At 44.0% G+C, this 20206-nt stretch carries 16 protein-coding genes; 3 read left to right on the forward strand and 13 right to left on the reverse strand.

The window, feature by feature from the left end; translation table 11 throughout:
• Positions 1-164: 164 nt before the first annotated feature.
• From ABZR88_RS10455 to ABZR88_RS10470, 4 genes are all read right to left on the reverse strand, one after another.
• A complete protein-coding gene (locus ABZR88_RS10455) occupies positions 165-1019 on the reverse strand; it encodes an HAD-IIA family hydrolase (RefSeq protein ID WP_107828922.1) in 855 nt (284 codons plus the stop codon).
• Between the two features lie 6 nt (positions 1020-1025).
• On the reverse strand, positions 1026-2063 hold the full coding sequence (locus ABZR88_RS10460) for a hypothetical protein (protein ID WP_107828923.1): 1038 nt from the start codon (positions 2061-2063) through the stop codon (positions 1026-1028).
• 67 nt (positions 2064-2130) lie between these two features.
• Entirely contained in the window at positions 2131-2535 is a 405-nt protein-coding gene (locus ABZR88_RS10465; RefSeq protein WP_107828924.1) for a GxxExxY protein, read from the reverse strand.
• Positions 2536-2583: 48 nt separating this feature from the next.
• Entirely contained in the window at positions 2584-3942 is a 1359-nt protein-coding gene (locus ABZR88_RS10470) for a glutamine synthetase family protein (protein WP_107828925.1), read from the reverse strand.
• A gap of 86 nt (positions 3943-4028) precedes the next feature.
• On the opposite strand from ABZR88_RS10470, the gene ABZR88_RS10475 reads away from it, so the two are divergent.
• Positions 4029-4421, forward strand: coding sequence for a gamma-glutamylcyclotransferase (locus ABZR88_RS10475; RefSeq protein ID WP_107828926.1), 393 nt, complete (start codon positions 4029-4031; stop codon positions 4419-4421).
• A 218-nt stretch (positions 4422-4639) separates the two neighbouring features.
• On the opposite strand, the gene ABZR88_RS10480 is transcribed toward ABZR88_RS10475, so the two are convergent.
• Positions 4640-5647 (reverse strand): glutamine synthetase beta-grasp domain-containing protein, encoded by a 1008-nt coding sequence (locus tag ABZR88_RS10480; protein ID WP_107828927.1) that lies wholly within the window; start codon positions 5645-5647, stop codon positions 4640-4642.
• Between the two features lie 448 nt (positions 5648-6095).
• Here ABZR88_RS10480 and ABZR88_RS10485 point away from each other — a divergent pair, with 448 nt between their 5' ends.
• A complete protein-coding gene (locus ABZR88_RS10485) occupies positions 6096-6641 on the forward strand; it encodes a DUF4251 domain-containing protein (RefSeq protein WP_107828928.1) in 546 nt (181 codons plus the stop codon).
• 101 nt (positions 6642-6742) lie between these two features.
• Here ABZR88_RS10485 and ABZR88_RS10490 read toward each other — a convergent pair whose 3' ends face one another.
• The 8 genes from ABZR88_RS10490 to ABZR88_RS10525 form a co-directional block, all read right to left on the reverse strand.
• The gene (locus tag ABZR88_RS10490; RefSeq protein ID WP_107828929.1) at positions 6743-8395 is read right to left on the reverse strand and encodes a UxaA family hydrolase; all 1653 of its coding nucleotides are present in this window, start codon (positions 8393-8395) and stop codon (positions 6743-6745) included.
• 3 nt (positions 8396-8398) lie between these two features.
• The gene (locus ABZR88_RS10495) at positions 8399-9916 is read right to left on the reverse strand and encodes a tagaturonate reductase (protein WP_107828930.1); all 1518 of its coding nucleotides are present in this window, start codon (positions 9914-9916) and stop codon (positions 8399-8401) included.
• A 21-nt stretch (positions 9917-9937) separates the two neighbouring features.
• Complete coding sequence (locus ABZR88_RS10500) at positions 9938-10963, reverse strand: pectinesterase family protein (protein WP_107828931.1); 1026 nt, start codon at positions 10961-10963, stop codon at positions 9938-9940.
• A 1-nt stretch (position 10964) separates the two neighbouring features.
• The gene (locus ABZR88_RS10505; RefSeq protein ID WP_107828932.1) at positions 10965-12872 is read right to left on the reverse strand and encodes a glycoside hydrolase family 105 protein; all 1908 of its coding nucleotides are present in this window, start codon (positions 12870-12872) and stop codon (positions 10965-10967) included.
• 237 nt (positions 12873-13109) lie between these two features.
• A complete protein-coding gene (locus tag ABZR88_RS10510) occupies positions 13110-14702 on the reverse strand; it encodes a glycoside hydrolase 43 family protein (protein ID WP_245917058.1) in 1593 nt (530 codons plus the stop codon).
• Positions 14703-14950: 248 nt separating this feature from the next.
• Entirely contained in the window at positions 14951-15967 is a 1017-nt protein-coding gene (locus ABZR88_RS10515) for a pectinesterase family protein (protein ID WP_107828933.1), read from the reverse strand.
• 139 nt (positions 15968-16106) lie between these two features.
• Complete coding sequence (locus ABZR88_RS10520; RefSeq protein WP_107828934.1) at positions 16107-17765, reverse strand: glycoside hydrolase family 28 protein; 1659 nt, start codon at positions 17763-17765, stop codon at positions 16107-16109.
• Positions 17766-17813: 48 nt separating this feature from the next.
• Complete coding sequence (locus ABZR88_RS10525; protein ID WP_107828935.1) at positions 17814-18608, reverse strand: rhamnogalacturonan acetylesterase; 795 nt, start codon at positions 18606-18608, stop codon at positions 17814-17816.
• A gap of 430 nt (positions 18609-19038) precedes the next feature.
• On the opposite strand from ABZR88_RS10525, the gene ABZR88_RS10530 reads away from it, so the two are divergent.
• Positions 19039-20076 (forward strand): LacI family DNA-binding transcriptional regulator, encoded by a 1038-nt coding sequence (locus tag ABZR88_RS10530; protein WP_107828936.1) that lies wholly within the window; start codon positions 19039-19041, stop codon positions 20074-20076.
• The last annotated feature ends 130 nt before the right edge of the window (positions 20077-20206 follow it).

The raw sequence follows: 20206 nt of genomic DNA on the forward strand, positions 1-20206 counted from the left end.
CTCAACTCATCATCAACCTAAACCTTATCACAACAGTAATAACGGGTTAGAAAAAGTTTTGGTTTCCTGACATCTTAAAAAAACTTCAGAATAACCGTTGCGCAGGCGTACCTTCTATATTCCTAAAAAGAATAACCGCAACATAACCAAGTGTTTACAAACTACTAATCAAGGTTGATTACTGCTGTTTCGCAAACGTAAGTAGGTACAATGCCGGTAGAATTAATGCGCGTTTCTGCGTCACTTTTTTGGGTATTGCCAGAGAGTACCAGCACGGTATCCAAGCCAAATTTGTTACCACCCAAAATATCGGTATGCAGGGTATCGCCTACCATCACAATATCCTTCTTCTCGATAGTGCGGCGTTCACGGATGGTATCATAAGCAAACATAAACATCTGCGAATCGGGCTTACCAAAACGGATAAAACGCTTACCTACAATATTTTCAATCATATCAGCTAAACCACCAACGGCTACAGATACGTCGTGCATGTTTACCGGGTAAGCCATATCTGTATTAGCTACAATAGCCGGGATATTGCGTTTGCGCAACAGGTTAACGGCTTTGTTCAAATCACGAAACCAATCGAAACCTTCATCATCCAGAAACACTAAAGCGTTCACACTATCAATATTATGCTCGTCAACCTCGCCTACCGGCAATGTGTGCAGGTCTGAGCTCTCTATGTAGTGGGCGGAGTTGGGCGTACCCAGATAAGCCACAATGCCATCGTGCACTTTTAAATCCAAATACTCTTTGGCCAGCATACCCGATGAAATCACCCGATCCTGTGTAATAGCCATCAATCCGCGCTTGTGGTATGATTCGGCCAATTGCTGCGGACTGCGCGATGCATCGTTCGTTACAATGTAATATTCTTTACCTGTTTTATCGAGATATTCAAAAGTCTGTTCAATGCCAGGTACCAGTCCGTGATAATTTTTGATTACACCAAAGGCGTCAAAAAAAATGATCTCGTAACGGTCTACAACGGATTTAAAATCGTTTATATGCATAGGGGCTTATTTAAGTTTCAGGGCGTCGAGCAAAATATTAGCGTCAAAATCACGATCTACCGAAGGCAGATAAATATCAAAAGCTTCGGCCTGCAGCTTCTCGGCGTATTGTTTATTGAAGAAGTATTGACCGTCTTTCACCACATAATTGAGGATAAAGAAACGGTACATCTCTTTCAAGAAACGAATTTCGTCTGCCGTTATCGGATTGATCTTGTGGTATTCTTTCAGGAAGAGGATAAAGCGCGGCTCGGTCATTGGGTTGATCAGGTAACTGAATACCGTACGATCGCCTGCGTCAGACACTACCCTGCTGAAGAAATAGAAATCCAGGATCCGGTAACTCATCCTGAACCAATCATAATCCCAACGTGAATACAGTTCCAGATTTTTAGTGACAGAGAAATTCCCGATGTTCCAATCAATGAATACCGGAATAATCTCGAAAGTATTCATGTTGTATTTCGATCGATTTTTCAGAAACTGCTCGCAATGGTATTTTAGAAAATCGGCCTGCATACGCGACCAGCGTCCATCCTCCTTATCCAGCTCCTGCATCAGTACGGCAATATCAGTACGCAGCGTTTTTGACGATTTTGGCAACACATTCTTCAACCTGGAACAGGCCTTATGGAAACGCCCAATCTGTTGGCCAAACTTGCGGATATGCTCATCTTCCAACCGGCGAGGCAAACGCTCCATAATACGTGTCGGATTATAAAATACCACCCACGCATCCGGCTCACCGGCTTGCTTGTGTCTATAAATATAAACCCTGTTGTTTTTTAGCAGCGATTTAGACAACAGGTTATCAAACGGATACAGCAAATTGTTGGAAAGCGAATGGATGATGCGATGATCCTCCTTAAAATATTCGTATTTGCCAAAGTTTGAGAGCTTGGCAATAATGATATCATCATCATCAAACGTTATCTTATACACATAATTGGTAGATACATTTGCGCTGATGTTCTCTATTTTTTTGATGGTTTTAGAGGCATCGTAGCCTTCCCATGCTTTAGTTATAATTGCGGAGTAGTCCATGAACCAGGATTTAACGGATTTTTAGGATTATCAGGATTTTCTGATCTCCTGGAATTAGTATCGATTTTTAATTGCTTGACCTTTTTAAAGGTTTAAAATTCTTATTAAATAGCCTCTTAAACTGTAAAGACGCGCTTCCAAAATTAATTAACAAACCGGTATCAATATTATAAGCTTCAAGATAATTTATTGCTTGGGCCAAATGTATATCTTCTAATCGAGCAACTGCTTTAAGTTCAACCATAACTGAACCGTTTACAAAAAGATCAACACGTCTAGTGCCAATATTAATATTGCGATAATAAATGGGCATTTCTTTCTCTGAGATGAAAGAAATATTATTATAAGATAGTTCTATTTCTAAAGCCCGGTGATAAATGATTTCCTGAAACCCTGTTCCCAACTCGGTATGCACGTGCATTGCGCAACCTATAATTTTACCGGTTATATCGTTATTATCTGTTAATCCCATCTAAAACTAAATCCTGAAAATCTCACAAATCAGTTAAATCCTGGTTCATTATATTATTTCGAAATACCTTTTCAATTCCCAATCAGTTACCGCTTTGCTATACTGCCTCCACTCCCACATGCGGGTTTGGGTAAAGTGTTGTACAAAGTCATCGCCAAACAGTTCTTTGGCAATATCAGAGCTTTGCATGGCAACAGCTGCTTCTTTAAGATTGGTATGCAAAATGCCGTGAGCCGCATCTTTATAACCGTTGCCCACGGTATTAGGGATAGTTAGTTCCAGTTTATTTTTAATGCCATAAAGGCCCGATGCCAGCGCTGCAGCAATGGCCAGATATGGATTGGTGTCTGAACCCGGGATGCGAGTTTCTAAGCGGGTATGCCCCACGGTGTCATTGATAACGCGCAGTGCTGTGGTGCGATTATCAAAGCCCCAGGTAACGGTGGTTGGCGCCCAGGCACCTTCTACCAGTCGCTTGTAGCTATTGATGGTTGGTGCATACATAGGCAACAAATGCGGCAGGCAATACAACTGGCCTGCCAGGTAATGTTTCATTACATCACTCATCTTGTTGGCGTCTGTTGCGCTGCTGAAAAGGTTTTGCGATTTGTCTTTGCTCCACAAGCTTTGGTGTATATGGCCGCTACAGCCAGGTAAATCGGCATTCCACTTGGCCATGAAGGTGGCGGTAATGCCATGTAGCGAGGCTATTTCTTTAACCGCAGTTTTGAACAGTGTAGCATTATCGGCAGCGGCAAGGGCGTGATCGTGTTGTATGGCTGCTTCATAAACGCCAGGACCGGTTTCAGTATGCAAGCCCTCAATTGGCACATTGAATTTATTGAGCTGGTTAAACAGATCGTAATAAAATGCACTTTGTTGCGACGGCCTCAGAATAGAATAACCGAACATACCCGGCGTTAAGGTATCCAGGTTGGCAAAACCTTTTTCCTGCAAACTTTTGGGCGACTCGCTAAAGTTAAACCATTCAAACTCCTGCGAAAACTCGGGGTGATACCCCATATCCTCACATTGTTTTATCACCTTCTTCAGCAAACTGCGTGGACAAGCTGGGACGGCGCTACCGTCAGACTGGGTAAAATCAGCTAAAAAGAAAGTAGTATCATTTTGCCATGGGATATGGCGCATGGTATTCAGGTCAATGCGGCAGTATTTATCAGGATAACCCGTATGCCAACCGGTGAGTTCCACATTATCATAACACACATCAGCACTATCCCAACCAAACACCACGTCACAAAAACCGAAGCCGTCTTTCAGGCCATCCAGGAACTTATCACGATGGATCAGTTTACCGCGCAGCACACCATCAATATCGGCAAAGGCAAACTTAACGTGATCTATATTTTTTTCTTGCAGGTAAGCTGCAATCTGTTGCTTATCCATAATAAGGTTAAATGAGAGCCCGCAAGTTAAAAATAACGCACGAACCTTGTTTTATAATTGATTTTAAAATTTCAAATTTATAGCAAATGACAAGCCACAGCCCATATTTGTTTATTTACGGTACATTGCTCGATTCAGGCAATCGTTTTGGTGCATTTTTGCAAGCTAACAGTAAACTGATTGGAGCCGGCAGCTTTTCTGGCAGACTATATGATATTGGCCATTACCCCGGTGCCTTTTTTGACGAAACCTGCGGTTTAAAAGTACACGGACAAATAGTAGAACTACCAGATCCTGACAAAGTCCTCTCCTATCTCGATCCATACGAAGGCATCGGCCCTGAAAATGAAGAACCATATGAGTATACCCGCGAAGTGATCAGTATTGAAACCGAAAATGGCTTACTGAACTGCTGGGTGTATCTCTATAACCATCCGGTGAACGGGTATCGGCAGATTTTATCGGGAAAATACGTCTGAACCTGAATTTTTGAGATTTTTAGGATTGACAGGATTAGAATTTCTGTATCCTATGTGTTAAAGTAGCATCAATAACCCAGCTTGTGGGGGCCCTAAACAAGTTCGGGATGACCGGGAATAAAATCCTGTGAATTCTAAAAATTCGTTAAATCCTGGTTCAACAAAAAAACGCCCTGTCGTTTCCGGCAGGGCGTTTTGTATAACTGGGTAGCTAATGATTAAAGTTTAGCTGATTTTACAGTTTTGATGATAACCGCAGCTACTTTGTATGGATCTGCAGCTGAGTTTGGACGACGATCTTCCAGGTAACCGCTCCAGTTGTGATCAACTGTGTACAGAGGGATACGGATAGAAGCACCACGGTCAGATACACCGTAGCTAAAGTCGTGGATAGAAGCAGTTTCGTGTTTACCGGTTAAGCGCTGATCGTTATCGGCACCGTAAACAGCGATACACTCAGCAACTGCTGGACGGAAAGATTCACAAATTTTAGTGAAAGTTTCTTTGCTGTTTGCAGTACGCAGGGTAGTGTTAGAGAAGTTAGCGTGCATACCAGAACCGTTCCAATCTAATTGGCCCAGTGGTTTACAATGCCAGTTGATAACTACACCGTAGCTCTCGCCAATACGCTCTAACAGGTAACGAGCAACCCAGATCTGGTCACCAGCGTCTTTTGCACCTTTAGCAAAGATCTGGAATTCCCACTGACCGGCAGCAACTTCAGCATTGATACCTTCAACGTTCAGACCAGCTTCCAGACATACGTCTAAGTGTTCTTCGATGATCTCGCGACCGAAAGCGTTAGCAGCACCTACTGAACAATAGTATGGGCCTTGTGGCGCTGGGTAACCACCTTCTGGGAAGCCTAGTGGTTTGTTGGTTTTTGGATCCCACAGGAAGTACTCCTGCTCAAAACCAAACCAGAAATCGTTATCATCATCCTGGATATGAGCACGACCGTTGGTTTCGTGTGGCTCGCCATGAGAGTCAAGAACTTCACACATTACCAGGTAACCCTCTTTACGCTGTGGGTCTGGGCAAATAAATACTGGTCTCAGAATACAATCAGACGAACCACCTGGTGCTTGTTGAGTTGATGAACCATCAAAGCTCCAATCCGGACATTCTTCCAGTGTACCGCCGAAATTTTTAACAATTTTTGTTTTGCTGCGCAGTCCTTGAGTAGGTTGAGAACCGTCCAGCCAGATGTACTCTAATTTTGCCATTTTTTTGAAACGTATTTAGTAATTTTTTGAGTTTAGTTAGTTTTTCTAATCGGAAAACCAATATTTTCGACTAAATTATAAAATTTTTATAAATCGAGAGATTTTTTTTAAAAAAAACCACAAAATCATCTCTTTTACTTCCAAAACATGAATAATTTACCATTCAAAGCCAAATTTTACCATTTTCTTAAAAAACACCTATAAAAACAGCGGTATAATGAGATTTTACTGGTTCAAACCACCATATAAAGAAAAATCCCCTACCGGGCGGCAGGGGATTTAGACGTATGTTCCCTTTACATAAAACATACTAACCAAAACCTAATCATCACAAAGATGTACCTTCTTCATGAAGAAAGTATGAAGGGTAAAATCCATTTTCACCTTTTTTATGTTATGTTAAAGTGAACTTAACCAGACCTATAGTATGGATCATTATATTTAACGTATGAAACCAATAAAACCAATTCTATTCCTGGCCGCAATGGTTGTTGCTGGAGTAAACATCACATTTGCCCAAAGCGCTGATGCTATTAAAAAGATGGTCGACAGCAAAACATTTGTTTTTAAAGCCTTAAACGCCGTAGTATTCCAGACCGCCGAGATGAATTTGGGCGCAATGGGCGGTAGCACATCCAATGTTTCCAATCAAAAAATCCAGTTAACAGCTAATGCCGGAGTTAGTGTTAAACCCGACTCCGTATCATCAAACCTACCCTACTTTGACAACAATGAGATTCAGGATAATGCTAATGTATCTACAACTACTTTGAACGTTGCTGTTAATGAAACCCCAACAAAATTTTCTACCCAGCAGTTTGATTACAAGGTAACCCAAAAGAAAAAGGGTGATGTAGAAGTGGTTATCAAACCCAAGGGCGGCGAAGGTATAGAAAGGTATACATTTGACATCAATCCAGATGGTACAGGAAAATTAGAGATAAATATAGGCGACAAGCGTATAACTTACGAGGGAGTGGCAGCAACCAATTAGGCATATCAGCCCACACAATAAACAAAACAGCCGTTTCAGTTATTTTGAAACGGCTGTTTTTATTTACCAAAGGATCAAATCCTTCTTGATATTAAGATTGATTACAGCGATACGCCACGTTTCCATGGAATAAAATCATCCTGACCGTGAGTAACAGCGCTTACTTTTACTTCGCCGCTGGCTACTTTAATTACGTAATCAAGGATACGCTCACCTGCTTGCTGAATGGTTTCATCACCTTCAATGATGGTACCGGTGTTCAAGTCGATGATATCGCTCATGCGATTATACAACGCAGTGTTGCTTGAAAGTTTGATAACCGGGGTGATAGGATTGCCAGTTGGTGTACCCAGACCTGTAGTAAATAATACTACGTTGGCACCAGATGCAACCTCGGCAGTGGTAGACTCTACGTCGTTACCCGGAGTGCACAACAGGGTTAAGCCCGGTTTGGTTACTTTTTCAGGATAATCCAATACATCGGCCACTGGTGAAGTACCTGCTTTTTTAGCGGCACCTGCAGATTTGATAGCGTCGGTAATCAAACCGTCTTTAATGTTACCCGGTGATGGGTTCATGTCAAAACCAGAACCCGCTTCTTCAGCACGTTGTGCGTAAGTACGCATCAGGCTGCTGAAACGCTCAGCTTTGCCACTGTCTACACAACGGTCAATCAGGTTTTGCTCAACACCGCACAGTTCTGGGAACTCGGCCAGGATAACTGAACCACCCAAAGCAACCAGTAAGTCTGAAGTGTAACCGATAGCTGGGTTAGCAGAAATACCAGAGAAACCATCAGAACCACCACACTCTAAACCGATAGTAATTTTGCTCAATGGTGCAGGTTGACGGGTATTCTCGTTAGCCTGAATTAAGCCAGCCAGGGTTTGACGTAAAGCATTATCCAACACATCAGACTCTTTACCTGTTTTTTGCTGATCTATGATGTACAGTGGTTTAGCAAAGTTAGGATCGCGTTTAGCAATCTCTTCCTGCAACATGCTAACCTGTGCATTCTGGCAGCCTAAGCTTAAGATAGTAGCACCAGCAACGTTAGAGTGAGTAACGTAACCTGCCAGTAAACCGCAAAGTGCTTGCGCATCCTGACGGGTACCACCGCAACCACCTTCGTGGGTAAGGAATTTGATACCATCAACGTTAGGGAACACTTTTGGTGCTGCCTCTTCGTCGTGGCCGTCGCCTACCTCGGTGTATAAGATCTCGTCAACACTGATACCACCGCGAACTTTATTGATGAGGTGCTGAGCCTTGCTTTCATAAGCCTTTTTGCGGCCATAGCCCAAAGGTTTTACTAATGACTCTTGCAATACTTCAACGTTACGGTTCTCGCAAAATACCATCGGAATTACCAGCCAGTAGTTACCGGTACCCACGCTACCATCAGGACGGTGAAAACCCATAAAGGTACGGTCCTGCCATTTGCTTACGTCTGGTTTGTGCCACTCGTGCTGGTGTGCTTCGCTATTGAAGCCGTGAGCCGCATGTTTTACGTTTTTAGTGCTGATCCATCCACCGGTTGGGATATCGCTTTGTGCTTTACCAACCAATACGCCGTACATGATGATTTCATCACCGGCTTTCATATCTGTAGTAACAAACTTATGTTTTGCCGGAATAAAATCTACCAATGTGTAGTTTTTACCTTCAAAACTTACTACCTCGCCTGCCTGCAGGTCTGTCAACGCAACCAGTACGTTATCGGCAGGGTGTACTTTTAATAATCTCTGTTTCATTTGTTATTTAACCAAGCTTTTTGATTCCAAATTTTCTAAAACATTCAGGGCGCCACCTTTCTCAATGGCATCCAGTTGAGCGGTAACAGCATCAGCAAAACCGTTCAGGGCGGTCAGATCGGCATCCCACAATGCTTTATCCTGTAAAACGGTTTCAACCACCTGGCGAGTATCGCCTTTTGTCCACGCGTTGTAAAAATACTCGGCCTGGCTATCGGTCACTACATATTCAACACCGTCAACATTACCTACAAATTTACCATCCTCAGTTTTAGTAACCTTCATAAAACGAATAAAGGCTGCAAAACCAAAGGCAATCAGTTGAGGAACGCTGTCAGCTTGTTTGTAGTGGTTTAACAGCAAAGGTAACACACGCATCTTTATTTTAGAAGAGTACTGTGCCGATATGCTGATCCACATGTGTTCGATGTTCGGGTTACGGAAACGATCAAGTACTTTGTAAGTAAACTCATCAGTTTCGGCAGTGGTTACACCGTATGGAATTGCCGGAGCAATCTCACCGCGCATAATCTGGGTGATGAAGCTGGTGAAAGCGTCGCTATCCATTGCCAGTTTTACCGTTTTAAAGCCAGAAAGGAAAGCTACACCACAGCTAAGTGTGTGGGTTGCGTTCAGCAAACGCAGTTTCAGCTCACGGAATTTTTCGATATCCGGAGTAACAACCACACCTTTATCAGCCTGACCAAATGATAACACAGAAGCTACCTTCTCATCACCTTCAATAGCCCACAAGCTGTAAGGCTCAGAAATAATGCGCAGGCCATCTTTGTAACCACACTCAGTTTCCATTGCCTGGTACTGATCTGCACTCGGTTTACCCGGTACAATACGATCTACCAATGAGCTGCAGAAGCTGTTAGCGTTAGTTAACCATTCAATAAACTCAGGCTCCAGTTGATTGAAATTTGCCAGATCAACACAGATCTGTTTTAATTTCTTGCCGTTATCTACAATCAGTTCGGTTGGTACAATTACCAGGCCGCTATCTGCATTGCCGTTGAAAGCTTTGTAACGGGTATATAATACAGCCAGCAATTTGCCTGGGAATGATGCAGGCGGCTGCTGGTTGATATCTTCTTCTACCAGTTGGATACCAACTTCGGTAGTGTTAGAGATCACTACTTTCAGATCTTCACTTTTAGCCAGATCAAGGATAGACTGCCAGTTTTTTGCAGCAGAAACCACACGACTGATAGATGAACATACAATCTGCTCATCAACCGCCTGGCCGTCTTCAATCCCTTTAATATATAAGGTATAAAGACCATCCTGTGTATCAAAATCATCAGCACTACCCGTATCTGTCGACTTAACTACCACTACCCTGCCGTTAAAAACGCCCTGGCGGTTAGCTTTGTCAATATAATAATCAGGCAGGCCGCGCAACAACACACCGGTACCAAACTGCAATACCTTTTCAGGTAAAGTCAACAACTGCTCATCTGGCACCACAGTACCCGGCGAATTGATTTTGTTTAAGTTATTTTTAGATAGGATCATAAACTATATAAGATACTGATTTTATTTTGCTGAAGGATTCCACTTTCCGTCCATGGCCCATTCGGCTGTAATCTGCTTAGCCTGTGGAGCGCCTGATGCTTCATTCAAATTGTTTTTCAACCAGGCAAAATCGCCGCCATCATGGTGGCAATTGTAATAATAGGTACGCTGACCATATTTTGCCCCGGGTCCGCTTGGCGCTTTGTAAATAGCCGCGTCGGCCATGTTTTTTGCAAAGTTACAATTGATTAGGTAAAATTGAGAATCTACATGGTATCGGCCCAATTTAAAACCATCATCGCCCACAAAAGTACAATTAACCAGCACGCTTTTTTGCGACTGGTTACCGGCGCCGTTATGCCAGATACCGGCATTCATGCTATGGCATACAAACTTGCAGCCTTCAGCGTAAGCCCATCCTTTAGGGCAATACATATCTACCGCGCCTTCCATCACACAGTTCTTAAAGTAGAACATGCCATTGTCGCCATTCCACGGACTAACCGTATCATTACCGCGGCCCAAAATCTGGCAATCAATCACTTTCAATCGCGTAGCGCCGTCAAACGAGCGCAACGTCATCTGGTGGCCAATTGGGTGTACCACGTGCTGGCTTGTTTGTCCGTTTGTGGTGCAGTTAAAAGTGGTATCGGTTTTATGGTCAAACCCGTAACTGTTGATGATGGTCAGGTTTCTTAAAGTAATATCGCTGCCACGCAGGTTAATGGTCGCTACACCCCAATCGTCATTATTACCAGTTTCCCAATGAAAGATATCGCGGGCAATGGCCTGGGTGATTACTGTATTCTTTGCATCCTCTCCCTTTAAAATAACGTGGCTCTGCGTAACGAAAACCTTCTCATGATAGACACCTTTTTTAATCAGGATGGTTCTGTCCGTCTTTGATGAATCGGGCAGACTTTTAAGCGCCTCGGTAATGGTTTTAAAATTACCCTTACCAGATTGATCAACCACAATTGTTTGTGCAGTAGCGCATTGCAGTGCAACTACAAACAATGTCAATACGATTGCGACTAGCTTTTTCATATTATTTGGCTGCTGGTAATTGTTTAGTAACCCATTTCACCAAATCTTCTGCGGCTTTGTAGTTATCATAATCAGCAGGCAGTTTACGGCCGTCTGTATACTCATTGTAGAACCAAGGATCGCCCACGGCAAACACAGTGCCTTTACCATATTTTGCTACCGCGATGATCACATCGCCTTTGTCGGTCAATTCAGACTGTGCAGGTGCAACCACTTTGAAAGTGCTGATTTCTTTGATGTAAACCTTTTTAGCGGTTTTGAAGATAGCGTTACCAGCCGGGATGTTAATTGCGCCGGTTTCAAAATGCGGCGTTACCACGTGGTTACGGCTATCCAGGTTAAAGGTCATACCAAATTTGCCCATCAGCTTATTGAGGTGTGCAAACTCAGCATTACCAGTATCGTTATTGAATACCAATAAAGTACCGCCCGCCTTAACCCACTCGCTGATTGCTTTAACGTGGTTTTCCTCAATGTATTTAACTTTTGGATTTTCTTTAGGGATATCCGGATCTGCAATTACATAAACAGATGCATTTTTCAGATTAGCAGCAGTCGGCTCTGTGTATAAAGTGCTGGTTTTGAAACCGTAGTTATGGAAGATGTGCGCAAAGGTTGAGAAGCCGTTGTTATCCTCTTCCTCCCATTTGTAGTGGAAAGAAACGTTTTTACCGGTCAGCTTATCGGTCATGTGCTCATCGTTAAAATAACTGTCAAGCACTACATTTTTACCTTTGGCTGCGCCGATGTTTGCCAGACGCTCCATCTCTACCGCTGCCAAAATAAATGAACCAACACCTTTCTGATCATTGGTTACAACTTTCTCACTCAGGTAGTATTTGTAGCTACCATCACGATATGGGTTACCACCCAAGCCACCAACACTTACCGTACCGGTCAGGTTAACCTGTCCATCGGCATCAGTTTTAATAAACTCTTTGGTAATACCGTTAAAACCTTTTTCGGCAACAGCTTTATAGCTTGCAGGCAGGTAGCCTTCGCGCACACCTTTGGCCAGTGCATAAACAAACATACAAGAGGCTGACGACTCGTGGTAGTTGCCTTCCTGACCGGCTTTATCCATTACTTGCCACCAGGTGCCTGATTTTGGATCCTGATATTTGGTTACGGCAGCAGCAAAACGATTTAAAATTGCTATTAGCTCTGCACGTTTTGGATGATCTTTAGGGAAATCGTCCAACGCATCAACTAATGCTATGCCGTACCAGCCCATAGCTCTACCCCAGAAATTTGGCGACAAACCAGTTTTAGGGTCGGCCCATTTTTGCTTGCGGCTCTCATCCCAACCGTGATAAATCAGGCCGGTTTTAGGGTCGCGTGCTTTGGCTTCCATCAGGATAAACTGCTTTGCAATATCATCAAAGTCAGCCGTTTCATCCATGGCAGATGCATAGCGCGAGTAGAAGGTATCGCCCATATAAAGGCCATCCAGCCACATTTGGTCTGGATAAGTTTTTTTATGCCAGAAACCACCCGACGCTGTGCGTGGTTGCTCTTTCACCTGCTGACGCAGCAGATTTGCTGCTTTATAATACTTCTCGCCACCCAGCACTTTATACATCAGCAATACGCTTCGGCCAGGTAACAGGTTATCCAGGGTATAAACATCGGCTTTGTAGCCTGAACCAATGGTACCATCGGCAGCTACAAATTTATCTACGCTGTGTTGAATGTAACGGAAGTATTCGCCATCGCCGGTGTTGCGCCATACGCTTTCCATACCGTTTAGAACAACAGCACGCTCATAGGTCCAGCGCATGTTAGATGCGGTGTCTGGCCAAATTTTCATGGCAGTGGCAGCCATACGCTGCGACCAGGGTTTCTCCTGTGCCGATGCTGTGCCGATAACGGCCAACGCGAAAAGGCTTGACAGTAATGTCTTTCTCATTTTTGCAGTTAATTTGCCGGGATTTGTTTTGTGCCCGGAACAGATTTTATTGATCGGTTAGTTAATTGCACCGCAATGTTAACAGATTTATGTTTCTATGCAGTGATGATTGCTAATTAAAAATGCGCAAACGTTCCCGGTAAAATGCAGCTACAGGCGGGCCTACTTCAATACTTTCCATCAAAGTTAACCTGCCTGCAGCACAAACCGTCATCAACTATGCTGACAGTGGGGAATTTATTGCGTTACCCTAAACCAGTCCACATCGGCATAACCCGAATCATTAGACTGTGTATCGCGGGTACAGAACAAGCCTACTTTGGCACCTATCCAACGGCCAACTTCAGACTGGAACTCGTCGCCCGCAGTTTTGAAGTCTTTACCGTCTAAGCTATAGCTAAACTGACATTTGGCACCTTTGCTCACCTTTACGCGCAGCCATACGGTTGGACTGCTTAGTTTGGTAATGGTTTGTTCGTTTTCGTCTTTGCCTTTGTCGGCCTCTTTACACAGGTCATACACCAGATAAATGCCGTCTTTCTTATTTTTAACAGCTACCGATGCATAGCTGAAGCCCATGATGGTTAAACCAGCTTTCTCATTCTCTAATTTTGGATTAGGTGTGAACGTCAGCTTGATAGTCACCGTAAATTCATCAGCCGGAAACTTTTGCAGCAACACGTTTGATGCAAACCACAGGTTCTTAGCATTCTCTGGTTTAGCCGAGTACAAACGCAATGAGCCTTTACCCGGATTCATAAAGTACCAGGCAGGCTCGGCATTGGCCATCCATTGCCATTGCAGGCCCAGGGTGTTACCGTTAAACTCGTCGCTCTCTACCGGGGTTTGAATTGGGTAAACTTTGCCAACGTTCGGCTTTTTGTAGGTAAGTACGGGCTCGCCTTTGCCATCGCCGTCTTTATCAACGCCAATAACAGGCCAGCCGTTAACCCATTTCATTGGATTAAGATGTACCACACGACCGTATTGTTCTTTATCCTGAAAATGCAGGAACCAGTCTTCGCCGGTCTGAGTGGTAACCCATGCCCCCTGGTGTGGGCCGTTAACTGATGATTTACCCTGATCCATCACCACCTTACGCTCATACGGGCCATAGATATTTTTAGAACGCAGGGCCAGCTGCCAGCCAGTAGGTACACCACCGGCAGGTGCCAGAATGTAATAGTAACCGTTACGTTTATAAAGTTTCGGTCCTTCAACAGTTGGGTCAAGTTCGTGGCCGTCATAAACCATTACGCCTTCGTCTGTTACTTTGGTGCCCTCTTTATTCAGTTTGTTAATGGCAATAACGCTTTTGATACCTGCTCGACTACCGGCAAAACCATGCACCAGGTACATCTGGCCGTCATCATCAATCAGCGGACAAGGGTCAATAATCCCTTTGCCCGGCATCACCATCTCTGGCTTGCTCCACGGACCAGCCGGATTTTTAGCTTTTACCAGGTAGATGCCATAATCAGGATCAGGATAATAGATATAGAATTCGCCGCGATAAAACCTGATGGCCGGTGCCCAAACGCCATCACCATGACGAGGCACATTAAAATGATCAAACGGCGGCTGACGCAGCAAAGCGTGACCGATAATTTCCCAGTTAACCAAATCCTTTGAATGCAGGATAGGCAAGCCCGGGATATCCTCAAAACTTGATGATACCAGGTAAAAATCATCCCCTACGCGGATAGCGTCGGGGTCAGAATAGTCGGCATTCAGTACCGGGTTTTTGTAAGTACCGTTACCCTGATCGGCCACCCAAACTTTTGATACATAGTTGCTCTGCGCAAAGGCCAAAGTGCTGCATGCAGCCAAGCCAAAAGCGCAGATCAGGCCTTTTATATACTTATTACTATTGGTAATATTGTTTCGTTTCAATTTTATAGTTGTTTATTATTCAAATAGTTATACTATTAAATTCACTCAATAATTCAAGTTGAAAAACATTTGTCATCCCGACGAAGGAGGGATCTTTTCGAAGCGATCTATTGTGATGTATGATCGAAAAGATCCCTCCCGTTGGTCGGGATGACAGCAGGGCGAGATGATGCCCCGCAATGCTTTTAATTACTTTTTACCGCCTCCGGATCCCACTTATCCCAGCCGCTCAGTATATTTTTGATGGTATATTTTTTAGCTTCCTTATCGGTTAACTGGTGCGACCACGCCACACGGGCCTTAGCATCAGCACCCGGACCGGTACATTTGTACTCGGCATAATAAGCAGTTTTTTCTTTGTCAGGGAACATAGCATCACCTTTCCAAGGGTTCCAGCCTTCAGGAATAATAAAGCTGCCCATCTCTGTGCGCAGGTAAACCACGTTGGCATAAGACCGCCAAGGGCGCCCCAGATACTCTTTGGTTACCGATGGATCTGCAATTAGTTTACAATCCATCAGCACGTAACCAAACTCCTGCAAAGGTGTAGTTGCAGCAGCAGTGATGAACGAATTAGTCAATGCTTTAATAGTACAACGCTGGAAAACGCAGGTAGCCTCGCCGAAAATAAAATCGGTAGTTCCCTCAATGTAGCAATCCTGAAATAACTCGCGTGAATGAGCAGTTGCGGTGTACAAAGTATCCTGATTGCCCAGCAAACGACAGTTTCTTACAATACATCTATCGCCCTCAATATGCAAGGCCACAGCCTGGCCTACCCTGCCGGCTTTATTCTCGATAGTCAGGTTCTCCAGGATGATATCATCGCTTTGTACCTGAACGGTAAACGAGGTATAGGTAGACATTTTATCGCGACCGAACTGGTCTTTGCCGTTCGTAGCTGCTTTGCCTGAATAATCATCGTTAGTGATGATGGTATTCTCTTTATCCTCTCCTATTAATGAAATTTTGGTTTTCCAAGACGGAATCACCAGTTTTTCGTGATATACACCTTTCTTAATAAAGATAGGCACACGGAATTGCCCCAGATCGCGCACATTGTTAATGGCTTCCTGGATAGTTTTAAAGTCGCCGCTGCCATCTTGCGCAACGGTAATTTTAGTGTAAACCTTACTGATAGGTTGCGCATGCAATAATGTGGCGGCCATTATTGACAAGGCAAAAAGAATTAGTTTTTTCATAATGGGTTAATTGGTTGTATTGATGTTGAGTCTTTTTGACCTCTCCCAAACCCTCTCCAAAGGAGAGGGCTTTTTAGGGAAGGTTTATATTTTATAGCGTTATCTCACTCACTGTTCACCACTCACAATTCACTGATTATTATTTAATGCTAATCGCTTTGCTATTCGCACCGCCTTTAAAGCTTACTTTTTCTTTGGCTTTAGAAGCATCGGTGTTAGTTACATTGATCTGGCCAGAACGCTCCCCGTTTACCAGGAAAAGCTGATCGGCATTCTCAGTATATTTCATACCGTCAATGTTTACGTTGCTGCTGTTATCAACTATTACTACAGGGCTGGTTTTGCATTCAAAACGTACGTTTTTCAGGAAGATGTTTTTGGCTTCAGAAATCTCAGCGCCTTTAGTGGTTTTCAGCGTTACGTTATCCAGGTGAATGTCTTTAATAGCCATTTCTGGTAAACCACGGATCAGCAGGCCATTAGAAGCGCCATCGCAGGTAATGTTGCTCACCCAGAAATCTCTGAACTGTGGAGTAGCCTCAGTAACGGGAATAGCTGAAACATTTGTTTTGCCGGCTGCGTCGCCATCTGCAAATGATTTACCACCGTAATACATATCAAACAGGATAGCGCTACCCAGAATATCGCGCATGGCGATGTCTTTAATAAAGATCTTCTCTACCACACCACCACGGCCGCGGGTTGTTTTAAAACGCAGACCGATATCGGTACCGATGAAAGTACAGTTAGAAACGAAGATGTTGCGGGCACCGCCAGACATTTCGCTGCCAATAACAAAGCCACCGTGCGCACGGTAAACCACATTGTTACGTACAATCATGTTCTCGGTAGGCTTGCCGCGTTTACGGCCTTCCTCATCACGACCAGATTTTACGCAGATACCGTCATCACCGGCATCAAAAGTGCTGCCTTCAATCAATACGTTTTTGCATGATTCTACGTCAATCGCATCACCATTCTGTGCGTTCCATGGGTTACGCACGCGCACGTTGCGCAGGGTAAGATCCTCGCACAACAGCGGGTGCAAACACCAGGCCGGTGAGTTTTGAACGGTTACGCCTTCCAGCAATACTTTTTTACAGTTGGTTAATACCACCATGTTAGGCCTGAAGAAATCTTTCATCGGCTCATAATCTTTAAGTGATTTACCAGGCTGTATATAGGTTGAGTTTGGTGTAGTAGCACCTTTTTGATAACTTTCTGAAGGCAGCCATGAACGACCGTCGTTGCTTACGATACCGCCTTTGGCAACAAGCGCCTTCCACTCGTTTTCTGTTAATCGGTCTTTACCAATTGCACGCCAAACCTCGCCGTGGCCGTCAATAATACCGGTACCGGTTACGGCAATGTTCACCTGGTTAGTAGCCGAAATTGGCGACTGGTTACGAGGTGAAGGGTGTCCTTCGTAGTTACCTTCTACCAAAGGGTATTGGCTTTTGTCACTGGTAAATGCCAGCATAGCTGCACGGTCAACATGCAGGTTTACGTTGCTTTTCAATACGATGGGGCCAGTTAACCAGTAGCCTTGCGGCACCAACACCACACCACCACCTTTGGCGCTACAAGCGTCAATAGCATTGTTAATAGCTTTGGTATTCAACGTAATACCGTCTGATTTTGCACCGAATTTTACAATGCTGATGGTATCTTTTTTAAATACCGGCTGCGCAATTTTTGGCAGGTTGGTCCAGCTGTATTGTTGCTGGGCGGTGGCGCACAAGCTCATGGCGCCAAATGCAATGGATAAAGCCGCTTTTGCGGTGGTCTTTAAGTTCATGCTTCTCGGGACTGGGTTTTTAAGTATTTTGTTTAGTAGGTTTCGTTGTTATCTAACCTGGGCAGGCACATTATCCGGAAAACTGCCTTTTACAATGCGGTCTTTCAGATCCAGGTTCAGCTTTTTAATATCGTTCAGCACGATCTGTGCCATACGGCGGGCACCCATCTCACTAAAATGGGTATTATCATGACGGCCCTGCGGATAGTTAGGATTATCGCCTGCCTCGATATAATTATACAGGAATTTAGAATTTTCAACACCGAATTGCTGTAGCAAACCCTTGCTCTCGCTATCCAGATCAATCAGCGGGCATTTTGCCTCTACCGCCAGTTTGCGGATGATGGTTGAATAAGCCTCATGGGTGCCTTCAACCTTACCGTCTTTATCAAAATTGCGACGAGCTACAGGCGTAATTAAAACCGGGATAGCTTGTTTAGCACGGGCCTCGGTAATAAAGCGCAGCAGGTTATCATGAAATTCGGTTGGCGTGGTGGCGTTCTTTTTGGTTGGCACTTCATCATTGTGGCCAAATTGGATCAGCACATAATCGCCGGCTTTCATGCCATCGGTAATGATCTTCCATGAGCCTTCTTTTAAGAAAGATTTGGTGCTGCGGCCATTACGGGCAATGTTACGTACGGTAACCGTAGAATCAAAAAAGGCTTTGAAAGGCATGCCCCAGCCTGTTTCTGGAAATTCTTTTACCTGTTTATCGGCCATGGTAGAATCACCGGCCAACCATACGGTTATGTGTTGAGGCTGAAAGGTGAAAGCCGAGATTGCCAAAGCAAGAACCGCCAGCAAACAAACCGGACGGAACAATTTCTGTCTTTTCGTCATTTTTGAGTTTATATTTCAGTATCTGGAACAGGCGAAAAGCCACCATGCCCGTTCATGTTAGTTTATAATTGGGGTAAAGCTCATCACCTGGCCGCTAATCTACAATATGCGCCTAATTATGCCCTCATAAGCCATCCCGATTTAAGATATCGCTATAAAGATGTTACAAAACATCTTTATGTTTTCAGATGGTCTGAGTTAGTAAAAGGTTTATCAATTAATTGGCTGTCGACAACAAATGTAATTTGTTTTTGCAATCGATTGCAAAAACGTCAGATATTCGTTACAAACAATGTAAAACAAGATTAGCCGTTCATGCCTAACAATGCAACAATCTGGCCCGGAAAATCCATGCAATCGTTCCCGAAACCGATGCTTGCGTGTTTGAGGTTCCATATTTTCATTATTAAGTACTAATTTTGCAGTGTCAATGTTCGAAACTTATACCATAAAAGATATAGCCAAAGCGCTGGGGCTCTCCACCTCTACCGTTTCGAGAGCGCTCAATGGCAGTCACGAAATTGGCGCCGAAACCAAGCGATTGGTTTTGGAATATGCCGAGAAGATCAACTATCGCCCCAACCCTATTGCCCTCAGTTTAAAAGAGCAGCGCAGCCATTCTATTGGCGTAGTGGTTTGCGAGGTGGCCAATAATTACTTCTCGCAGGCAATTAATGGTATCGAATCTATTGCTTATGATCGTGGTTACCATGTGATCATCACCCAAACACATGAATCGTTTGACCGGGAGAAGGCTAACGTTGAACACTTGATCTCCAGGCATGTAGATGGACTTCTGGTATCACTCTCTGCCGAGACGACTGATCTGGCTCAATATAAATACCTGCACAACAAAGGTTTCCCTATTGTCTTTTTCGACCGGGTAGCACCTGATATCACCACCCACAAAGTAACGGTAGATAACTACAAAGGCTCTTTTGATGCCACCGAGATGCTGATTAATAAAGGTTTTAAACGCATTGCACATCTCACCAACTCTTATAATTTACTGATCAGTCAGGATAGGTTGAAAGGCTATCAGGCTGCTTTAGAGAAACATGGCCTGCCCTTCCGCGAGGATTATATGAAACACTGTAACCATGGCGGCATGAACCATGACGAAGTGGAAGTAATAATTAAGGAACTGCTGGATCTGCCCGAAAGACCGGACGCACTATTTGTTACAGCAGATCGCTTAACCATTAACTGCCTGCAGATCTTAAAAAAACTAGGCATGCGCGTGCCTGAGGATATTGCCATCGCCGGTTTTACCAATTCAGACTCTGCCGAGCTGTTCGATCCACCGCTTACTACCGTACGCCAACCCGCCTTTCAAATTGGCCAGATAGCTACCGAGCGACTGATTAATTTGATTGAAAGCAAATACCCGGTAACCGAGTTTATTACCGAGCAATTGGACACAGAATTGCTTGTTCGCTCATCCAGCGATAAGTTATCGGCTAAATAAATCCGGCCGGTTGACATCCTTATTGTAAAAAGCATATTTCTTTGCACTTTTTGCTTAAAACAGCTCAATTCTTTACAAAAAAAATCACTAAACTTGCGCCTGCATTACGGGTTCCTGTTTCTTATAATCG

This window comes from Mucilaginibacter yixingensis (genome assembly GCF_041080815.1).
Classification (GTDB): Bacteria; Bacteroidota; Bacteroidia; order Sphingobacteriales; family Sphingobacteriaceae; genus Mucilaginibacter; species Mucilaginibacter yixingensis.

What these genes read in the sequence shown, in the direction of transcription:
- ABZR88_RS10495 (WP_107828930.1), bottom strand. Translation starts at nt 9,916, where the DNA reads ATGATCCTATCTAAAAATAACTTAAACAAAATCAATTCGCCGGGTACT.
- ABZR88_RS10460 (WP_107828923.1), bottom strand. Translation starts at nt 2,063, where the DNA reads ATGGACTACTCCGCAATTATAACTAAAGCATGGGAAGGCTACGATGCC.
- ABZR88_RS10455 (WP_107828922.1), bottom strand. Translation starts at nt 1,019, where the DNA reads ATGCATATAAACGATTTTAAATCCGTTGTAGACCGTTACGAGATCATT.
- ABZR88_RS10465 (WP_107828924.1), bottom strand. Translation starts at nt 2,535, where the DNA reads ATGGGATTAACAGATAATAACGATATAACCGGTAAAATTATAGGTTGC.
- ABZR88_RS10470 (WP_107828925.1), bottom strand. Translation starts at nt 3,942, where the DNA reads ATGGATAAGCAACAGATTGCAGCTTACCTGCAAGAAAAAAATATAGAT.
- ABZR88_RS10525 (WP_107828935.1), bottom strand. Translation starts at nt 18,608, where the DNA reads ATGACGAAAAGACAGAAATTGTTCCGTCCGGTTTGTTTGCTGGCGGTT.
- ABZR88_RS10480 (WP_107828927.1), bottom strand. Translation starts at nt 5,647, where the DNA reads ATGGCAAAATTAGAGTACATCTGGCTGGACGGTTCTCAACCTACTCAA.
- ABZR88_RS10490 (WP_107828929.1), bottom strand. Translation starts at nt 8,395, where the DNA reads ATGAAACAGAGATTATTAAAAGTACACCCTGCCGATAACGTACTGGTT.
- ABZR88_RS10505 (WP_107828932.1), bottom strand. Translation starts at nt 12,872, where the DNA reads ATGAGAAAGACATTACTGTCAAGCCTTTTCGCGTTGGCCGTTATCGGC.
- ABZR88_RS10520 (WP_107828934.1), bottom strand. Translation starts at nt 17,765, where the DNA reads ATGAACTTAAAGACCACCGCAAAAGCGGCTTTATCCATTGCATTTGGC.
- ABZR88_RS10475 (WP_107828926.1), top strand. Translation starts at nt 4,029, where the DNA reads ATGACAAGCCACAGCCCATATTTGTTTATTTACGGTACATTGCTCGAT.
- ABZR88_RS10500 (WP_107828931.1), bottom strand. Translation starts at nt 10,963, where the DNA reads ATGAAAAAGCTAGTCGCAATCGTATTGACATTGTTTGTAGTTGCACTG.
- ABZR88_RS10485 (WP_107828928.1), top strand. Translation starts at nt 6,096, where the DNA reads ATGAAACCAATAAAACCAATTCTATTCCTGGCCGCAATGGTTGTTGCT.
- ABZR88_RS10530 (WP_107828936.1), top strand. Translation starts at nt 19,039, where the DNA reads ATGTTCGAAACTTATACCATAAAAGATATAGCCAAAGCGCTGGGGCTC.
- ABZR88_RS10515 (WP_107828933.1), bottom strand. Translation starts at nt 15,967, where the DNA reads ATGAAAAAACTAATTCTTTTTGCCTTGTCAATAATGGCCGCCACATTA.